A 7860-nucleotide genomic window follows, 5' to 3' on the forward strand; every position below is an offset into this window, starting at 1 on the left:
GAGGTGCCAGTATCGCTTTTTATGGATTAGAGACTTAGCATTAGGAATAAAATAGAGAAAAGGTGTAAAATGGAAAGTAGATTTAGAAAGATAGTAATAATCAAACGTTTTATAACTTTGTAAGGAGTGACCATACATATGAGTTCTGTTAATTGGATGGATGAAGTGCAGAAGCGGAAGGATGATTTTTTGAAAGATTTACAAGGGCTTCTGCAGATCAAAAGTGTCTTAGATGAAGAAAATGCAACTGAAGATGCTCCTCTAGGACAAGGAATTAAGGATGCATTGCAATTCATGCTTGATTTAGGGGAACAAGATGGCTTCACTACGAAAAATGTTGGAAACTTAGCTGGTCATCTTGAAATAGGGAAGGGTGACGAACTTGTCGGTATTCTAGGACATGTCGATGTTGTGCCTGAAGGTGACGGTTGGAGTGTTGATCCATATAGTGGCGTTGTAAAGGATGGGAAAATATATGCCCGTGGTTCAAGTGATGATAAAGGGCCAACCATTGCAGCCTATTATGGTATGAAGATTGTAAAGGAATTAGGTCTACCACTTTCCAAACGGGTTCGCTTAATTATCGGAACCGATGAGGAAAGCGATTGGCGCTGTGTGGATCATTATTTTGAACATGAGGAAATGCCGACAACGGGATTTGTACCAGATGCGGATTTTCCAATCATATTTGCCGAGAAGGGTATTTCGGATTATGACATTGTTCAAGCATCCCAAACGGAAAATGAGCCTGCTGCTCTTTCGTTAGAATCCTTTCAATCTGGTCGCCGTTATAATATGGTACCAGACTTCGCGGAAGCACATGTGAATGTTCAGAAGGATGCAACAAGCCTAATCCAGGACTATCTAGCTTATCTTACTGAAATGAAAGTAGAAGGCGATGCTAAGACTGTTGAAACGGAAGTAGTGTTCACATTAGTTGGGAAGAGTGCACATGGTGCAGAACCAAGAAGTGGTAAGAACGCTGGGATTCTTTTAGCGAACTTTTTGCAAAAACTGGAATTAGATGAAGCTGGTAAGGAATATGTCCGTACTGTCGCTGAATTTAAGGATAAATCACGTGGTGAGGTATTCGGTATTGAATATGCAGATGAAGAATCTGGTGATTTAACTATCAATGTAGGTGTCATGAGCTATAGGAAAGAAAATGGTGGCCGAATTGGTCTAAACATGCGCTATCCAGTGACATTTGATATAGAGGAAGGCAAGAAGCAGATTGAAGCTGTATTAGAAAATAAAGGACTTCAGCTGGCGAACTTTTCTGATTCGAAGCCTGCTTATGTGAAGAAAGACGATCCATTGATTAAAACCTTACAAAAAGTATATGAGGAACATACTGGAGAAAAAGCTGAGCTCCTAGCTATTGGAGGAGGAACCTATGCTCGAGCATTAGACCATGGGGTTGCTTTTGGAGCCTTATTCCCAGGTCGTGAAGATGTCATGCATCAGAAAGACGAATATGCCATAGTAGATGATCTATTAAAAGCTACAGCAATATATGCACAAGCCATCTATGAATTAGCAAAATAAATGGGTGCAATACACCTAATAATTTACACAATTTAAAGGAAAGAGGAGATTGGATGCACATGAAGTATGTTGATACATGGGATTTAGAAACTATTTTTCCTGGGGGAACGAATTCGAAGGAGCTTCAGGAGAAATTAAATGAGGTAAAAGCAGATATTGAAGAATATGGAGAGCTACTGAATAGCTGGGATTTAAAGACAGTTAATGCTTTTAAAACGATTTTACAAAAACAAGAGAAAATTAGTAAGGGACTAGGTCAATCTAGAACCTTTGTCCAAATGTGGCATGATGCTTATATGAATGATGAGCATGCGAATGTTGTGATGGGGCAAATTATTAATTTATATAGTGACGTACAAAAGCTATACAACACCTTTACGAAGAAATTGGTCAACATTCCGGACACAGACTGGCAAAGTCTATTAAATGATAAGGATTTACAGGAACTAAATTTTGCATTGAATGAAATTCGGGATGAGGGAAAACGCCTATTATCCGAAGAGGAAGAAAAGCTAATTGCTGAATTAAATAAGGATGGCATACAAGCATGGAGTCAGTTGTATGATACGGTTGTCTCTATTATGACAATTCCGTATACGGATAAGGAAGGAAAGACTACCGAATTATCTGTTGGGCAAGCCATGAATAGAATGTATGCTGATCCAGATCCAGAGGTTCGGAAACAAATTTTCGAAAACTGGGAAGCTGCTTGGACAAAATATGGTCCGATTTTTGCTGATACAATCAACCACCTAGATGGGTACCGTATCACATTACAAAAAAATCATGATTACAAAGACCATCTGGAAGAGCCTTTAGAGTATAACCGGATGTCTAAAGAGACGCTAGATGCAATGTGGACAGCTGTATCCAATAACAAGCAACCATTTGTAGACTTTTTAAATCAAAAGGCTAAGGTGCTTGGCATGGAAAAGCTTGGCTGGCAGGATGTTGATGCACCAGTAGCTGTTGGTGATATCAAGCCAACTCGTTTTACGTATGATGAAGCTTGTGATTTTGTCATTGAAAACTTCGCTTCTTTTGGCGAAAAATTATCTAGCTTTGCGAAGCATGCATTGGAGAACCGTTGGGTTGAGGCAGAAGACAGACCAAATAAGCGTCCAGGTGGATATTGTACCAGCCTTCCAGAGTTTGGTGAATCGCGTATTTTTATGACATTTACAGGTTCTTCCTCTGATACAAGCACGCTCGCTCATGAGCTAGGTCATGCGTTCCATAGTCATGTTATGAAGGATCTACCAACACTAAATCGCAACTATGCTATGAATGTTGCCGAAACTGCTAGTACATTTGCTGAAACTATAATTGGAAATGCAACGGTAGCAAATGCAAAAACAAAAGAAGAAAAAATCTCTTTATTAAATTCCAAGCTGGAGAATGCAACTGCGATGTTCTTTAACATTCATGCACGATTCTTATTTGAGAATGCATTCTACGAAGAGCGTGCAAAAGGAATTGTTTCAGAAAAACGATTAAACGAGTTAATGGAACAAGCACAGAAGGAAGCTTATGTAGATAGCTTATCAAGCTACCACCCGCATTTCTGGTGCAGTAAGCTACACTTCTTCATTGACAGTGTGCCATTCTATAACTTCCCATACACCTTTGGCTTCTTATTCAGCTTAGGGATTTATGCGGAATATCTGAAAAAACCAGAAGGATTTGAAGAAAAATACATTTCATTATTACAAGATACAGGCTCCATGAAAGTAGAAGACCTTGCTCAAAAGCATCTTGGCGTAGATATTACAAAAGAAGATTTCTGGGCTGCTGGTATTCAACTAATGATGAAAGATGTTGAAGAGTTTATTAGTTTAACGAATGAAGTTGTTGGTTAATAAGATATAAAAAGTGCTTGTCCGAATATCGGGCAAGCACTTTTTTTGCTTTGGAAGAATAGGTGGATTATTCAATGTAGGTGGGAATACGATAGTACAACTGCTCTTAAACATCATTTGCAAATGAGAGCTCGGTTGAAATGAAGTAAAGCCGCTCTCTAAACATCATTTTCAAAAGGGAACTCGGTTGAAATGAAGCGTAGATGCTCTCTAAACATCATTTGCGAAAGGGAGCTCGGTTGAAATGAAGCAAAGCCGCTCTCTAAACATCATTTTCAAAAGTAAATTCGATTGAAATGAAGCATAGCCGCTCTCTAAACATCATTTACAAAAGGAAGATCGCCTGAAATGAAGCATAGCCACCTTCTAAACATCATTTTCGAAAGGAAACTCGGTTGAAATGAAGCATAGCCAGCTTCTAAACATCATTTTTGAAAGGAAACTCGGTTGAAATGAAGCAAAGCCGCTCTCTAAACATCATTTGCAAAAGAGAACTCGATTGAAATGAAGCATAGATGCTCTATAAGCATCATTTTCAAAAGGAAGATCGCCTGAAATGAAGCATAGCCACCTTCTAAACATCATTTTCGAAAGGAAACTCGGTTGAAATGAAGCATAGCCAGCTTCTAAACATCATTTTCGAAAGGAAACTCAGTTGAAATGAGGCATAGCCGCTCTCTAAACATCATTTGCAAAAGAGAACTCGGTTGAAATGAAGCATATACAGCTTCTAAACATCATTTCCAAAAGAGAACTCGGTTGAAATGAGGCATAGCCGCTCTCTAAACATCATTTGCGAAAGAGAACTCGATTGAAATGAAGCAAAGCTGCTCTCTAAACATCATTTGCAAAAGAGAACTCGATTGAAATGAAGCATAGATGCTCTCTAAGCATCATTTTCAAATGGGAGCTCGGCTAAAATGAAGCATAGATGCTCTCTAAACATCATTTGCAAAAGAGAACTCGATTGAAATGAAGCATAGATGCTCTCTAAGCATCATTTTCAAATGGGAGCTCGCCTGAAATGAAGCATAGATGCTCTCTAAACATCATTTTCAAAAGTAAATTCGATTGAAATGAAGCATAGCAGCCTATAAAATGGCAACAATGGCGGAATTGATTTATGCACTCTAATAGTCGACGGAACTATAGTTCTTCATGTTTCCCTAAATAGGAGTGCAATTTACGGCTTCAGCACAACCTTAATACAATTATCTTCCTTATCATTAAAAATCTTATATGCATGGGTAGCATCATCCAATGGGAGACGGTGGGTGATGATTTTTGTTGGATCAATCTCTTCATTGATTATCATGTCGTAAAGATGTGGCATATAATGACGTGCTGGAGCTTGTCCCATTTTTAGTGTAATGTTACGTGAGAAAAATGGGCCTAATGGAAACATGTTGTATAGGCCGCCATAAACACCTGTTAGTTGAACGGTCCCACATTTTTTAACAGCTTTTGTAGCAATTTGAATCGCTCCGAGTGTCCCACCTTGGATTTTTAATTTCTGACCTACGAATTCCATTGGTGATTTTTTACCGTCCATTCCGACACAATCAATAACCACATCCGCTCCACCTTTGGTGATTTCCTTCAATGTTTCCCCCATGTCCTTATCCTGAGTAAAATCATATACTTCTGTCTTATTCATTCTTTTCGAATGTGCAAGTCTATTTTGAATGAAGTCAACAGCAATTACACGTTCAGCTCCTTTTTTCCATGCGAATTGCTGTGTCATCAGCCCAATTGGCCCACAACCAAGCACGATAACGGTATCTCCTTCCTTAACGCCAGCATGATCAACACTCCAGTAGGAGGTTGGGAGAACATCCGATAGAAAGAGTAAGGACTCGTCCTCTAGCTCACAATCCTCTGGCACCTTAAAAGGTGTGTAATTACCAAAAGGTACCCGTAAGTATTCAGCTTGTCCGCCTGGATAATCACCAAACTTCTCGGAATAACCAAGGTATCCACCAGAGTCATAATGGGGATTGGAATTATCACATTGGCTTTCCAAATCATGTGTACAGTAGTGACATTTACCGCATGCAACTGTAAAAGGAATGACTACTCGATCCCCTTTTTTAACCTTAGTTACATCGGGACCAACTTCCTCAACGATCCCCATTGGTTCATGTCCTAGGGAATAGCCTATTGGCAGAGGGAAATTTCCCTGATATAAATGAAGATCGGAACCGCAAATGGCAGTGGAGGTAATTTTTACAATAATATCTTCATTGTCTTGAATTTTTGGAGCTTCAACATTTTTTACTTGAACATCATATTTCCCTTGATAAGTAACAGCCTTCATGGAATAGCCTCCCTAATAACGTTATATAATGCTATTGTTTACGGTATAGTAAAATAGTATGCAGGAGAGGAATCTAGTATCATCTCTACTACTATTTAGGCGACACAACAGACTGTTTGGTTTGAAAAAAACTGTTCAACCCCTACATTTTCATCTGCGGCTGTTATAATATTCTATAAAAGAAAGAATTTACTGTAAAATATTACATAGGGGGGATAAATAGAGATGGCTCAAAGACATTACATAATTACAAATGCAACGATTATTGACGTAGAGAATGAGCTCCAATTTAAGGGAGATATTGAAATTAAAGGAGATAAGATTCATTCAATTTATAAGGAACATGAGCGATTACCAAAAGAGGTGGAGAAAGTAGATGCGATAGGAAAATTTATTATTCCTGGATTGATTGATATGCATTGTCATATTAGGGATAGTTTTGCTCCGCATTATGTTGCTTCTGGCGTTACGACGGTAAGGAATACTGCAGGAAATGTTTTACAATTAGAGAATTATAAAGTAGCGCCAACTGATGCACCAATCCCAAGAGTATATAGTGCTGATCGTATGATTGATGGACCTCCTGGATTATGGGGGCCAAATAGTTCTGGAAACTTTGTTACCGATAACGTAGAGGAAGCAATTCAAGAAGTAAAAAGACAAGTAGAGGTTGGGGCAGATTTTATTAAGGTGTATGGGTGGATTTCATCAGATGTTATGAAGGCTGTTGTTCAAGAAGCAAAACGACATGGGCTTGAAGTAAGCTGCGATTTAATCCATTCGAAGGAAGTAAATGCACTAGAAGCGGCAAAATTAGGTGTTACATGGTTTGAACATGCTTCTGGATTTTTACAGGTTCTGTATCCTAATTGGAATACAATGGCAGAACAAGAAGAATGGGACAAGATTGATTGGGATAATCCAGATAAAGAGAGGATTGAGGCATTGTGTAAAAAAATGCTTCAATATGAAGTGAAGCTCTGCCCTACCATCGTGATAACCGAGCAAATAGAAAAATTTCCAAATTACTGGAACCCCAAAAATATCGTTACAGAATCGGCAAATGATAAGGAAATTCTAGGTGGGCTTTGGGAAAACGTGACACAGCATATAGATGCTCTAAAGAAGCAATTAGGATCAATCACACCTTTTACAAAAGCTGTAGCAAAAACATATGTTGACCTTGGTGGTACAGTTGTTGCAGGAACAGATACTCCAGGCGGAATATGGTCATTTCCTGGTATGGCCTTACATCGAGAATTGGAAATCTTTGTGGAGATTGGATTAACGGAAATGCAGGCACTACAGGCAGCAACTATACGTGCTGCACAATCTATTAGTTTGTATGATATCGGAGTTGTGGGTGAACATAAATTAGCAGATCTTCTCATACTAAATGAAAATCCTTTAGAAGATATACGAAATACACAGAATATCTATCGGATTGTAAAAGGTGGACGAATTTTTACACAAGAGGAAGTATTGGCTACCATTCCTAATCCAGAAGAGATTGAAGCGAAATATCTAAAGTTTGAAAAGGAATTTAGCGAAATGATGGGGAGCTAGTTTTGTACTTAAAAGGATAAATTTTGTACAAAAAATAAAAAAGCTATGGAAGGAATATTTCATCGATTGCTCGTACTCCAAAATCCTGATATCTTCCGTGTATTTGCAATTGCAAATAGTTGCCCATGAAGAATTTCTTGTGAATAAAAGAGTATATGAAAATTATATGAGGCACAAGGCAATAGAATTTTTTCGTGAAGTGCTTCAAGAGGCTGGGACAAAACCCCAGTAAATAAAAAAAGAGTGGTACTTACCTAAACAGGTGAATACCACTCTTTTTATGCACACAAAAAGGACACCTTTTGATAAAATTAAAGTTACCACACAATAATTTTTGGAGGTGTCCCTATGTTTAAACATTATACCATGAATCAAGTAGTTTTGCCGTTAGATTTAGAAATAAAATTACAAGAAAATGATATTGCATACACCGTTAATGAATTAGTAGAAAGCATTCCAGAAGAGGCATTTGATGGTTTTTTGCGTGATACCGGTTGTCCAGCCTATCATCCACGAATGATGATGAAGATTATTTTGTGTGCTTATACGCAATCTGTTTTTTCAGGTAGA

General features: G+C 38.3%; 5 protein-coding genes. 4 read left to right on the plus strand and 1 reads right to left on the minus strand.

Features of this window, described 5'->3' with window-relative positions; translation table 11 throughout:
• Positions 1 to 138 precede the first annotated feature (138 nt).
• Positions 139 to 1548: a dipeptidase PepV gene (gene pepV, locus HNR27_RS10015; RefSeq protein WP_429339635.1), complete on the plus strand. Its 1410-nt coding sequence runs from the start codon at positions 139 to 141 to the stop codon at positions 1546 to 1548.
• A gap of 59 nt (positions 1549 to 1607) precedes the next feature.
• Entirely contained in the window at positions 1608 to 3407 is a 1800-nt protein-coding gene (locus HNR27_RS10020; protein WP_429339636.1) for a M3 family oligoendopeptidase, read from the plus strand.
• 1183 nt (positions 3408 to 4590) lie between these two features.
• Here HNR27_RS10020 and HNR27_RS10025 read toward each other — a convergent pair.
• On the minus strand, positions 4591 to 5724 hold the full coding sequence (locus HNR27_RS10025; RefSeq protein ID WP_429339637.1) for a zinc-dependent alcohol dehydrogenase: 1134 nt from the start codon (positions 5722 to 5724) through the stop codon (positions 4591 to 4593).
• A gap of 225 nt (positions 5725 to 5949) precedes the next feature.
• Here HNR27_RS10025 and HNR27_RS10030 point away from each other — a divergent pair, with 225 nt between their 5' ends.
• A complete protein-coding gene (locus HNR27_RS10030; protein WP_429339638.1) occupies positions 5950 to 7290 on the plus strand; it encodes an amidohydrolase family protein in 1341 nt (446 codons plus the stop codon).
• Positions 7291 to 7638: 348 nt separating this feature from the next.
• Positions 7639 to 7860 (plus strand): transposase (locus HNR27_RS10035; protein WP_429339639.1); only part of this gene is annotated, 222 nt, incomplete at its 3' end.

It is taken from the genome of Ornithinibacillus bavariensis (assembly GCF_050433565.1).
Lineage (GTDB): Bacteria > Bacillota > Bacilli > Bacillales > Amphibacillaceae > Ornithinibacillus > Ornithinibacillus bavariensis.

Coding starts and splice junctions, on each gene's coding strand:
- HNR27_RS10020 (WP_429339636.1), top strand. CDS start 1,608: ATGAAGTATGTTGATACATGGGATTTAGAAACTATTTTTCCTGGGGGA.
- HNR27_RS10030 (WP_429339638.1), top strand. CDS start 5,950: ATGGCTCAAAGACATTACATAATTACAAATGCAACGATTATTGACGTA.
- pepV (WP_429339635.1), top strand. CDS start 139: ATGAGTTCTGTTAATTGGATGGATGAAGTGCAGAAGCGGAAGGATGAT.
- HNR27_RS10025 (WP_429339637.1), bottom strand. CDS start 5,724: ATGAAGGCTGTTACTTATCAAGGGAAATATGATGTTCAAGTAAAAAAT.